Annotated in this window: 1 protein-coding gene; it reads left to right on the top strand. The window is 72.5% G+C overall.

Features of this window, described 5'->3' with window-relative positions; translation table 11 throughout:
- The coding region (locus CH341_RS31635; RefSeq protein WP_111423704.1) for an SDR family NAD(P)-dependent oxidoreductase at positions 1-685 on the top strand (685 nt) is incomplete at its 5' end.
- Positions 686-766 lie beyond the last annotated feature (81 nt).

Below are 766 nucleotides of genomic sequence, written 5' to 3'. Positions count from 1 at the left end.
CGGCATCGGCCGCGCCTGCGTCGACGCCCTGGCCGGCGCCGGCGCCCACGTGATCGCGGTGGCGCGCACCGCGGCCGATCTCGACGCGCTGCGTGAAACACGCGGCGACGCCGTCGAGCCCTGGGTCGGCGACGTGCGCGACGACGCGCTGATCGGGCGTATCCGGGCGCTGACGCAGCTCGACGTGCTGGTCAACAATGCCGGCACCAACAAGCTGCAGCCGCTGCTGGAGGTCGACGACGCGACGCTCGACCTGCTGCTGACGCTGAACGTGCGGGCCGCCTTCAAGGTGGCGCAGGCGGCGGCCGGCGTGATGGTCGCGGCCGGGCGCGGCGGCTCGATCGTCAACATCTCGTCGCAGATGGGCCATGTCGGCGGGCCGAAGCGCGCCGTCTACGCCATGACCAAGCACGCCATCGAGGGACTGACCAAGGCGATGGCGATCGAGCTCGGCGCCCACCGGATCCGCGTCAACGCGGTGGCGCCCACCGTGGTCGAGACCTCGATGACGGCGCCGTTTTTCCAGGATCCGGCCTATCGCGAGTTCGCCCTCTCGATGGTGCCGATCAAGGAGATCATGCAGCCCGAGGACGTCGCCGCCGCGGTGCTGTACCTGGCGAGCGACGGGGCGCGGCTGGTCACCGGCACCAGCCTGCGCGTCGACAGCGGCGCCACGGCGCAGTAGGGGGGGCGTACCGCCGCCGGCCGAGGAGCGAGAAAAGAGCCCCCCACCCCCGACCCCTCCCCGCCACTCGCTTCGCGAGCG

This window comes from Rhodoplanes roseus (assembly GCF_003258865.1).
GTDB classification, from domain to species: Bacteria; Pseudomonadota; Alphaproteobacteria; order Rhizobiales; family Xanthobacteraceae; genus Rhodoplanes; species Rhodoplanes roseus.
Note: the sequence above shows the minus strand (reverse complement) of the source record. Positions and strands in the feature narration are given on the sequence as shown.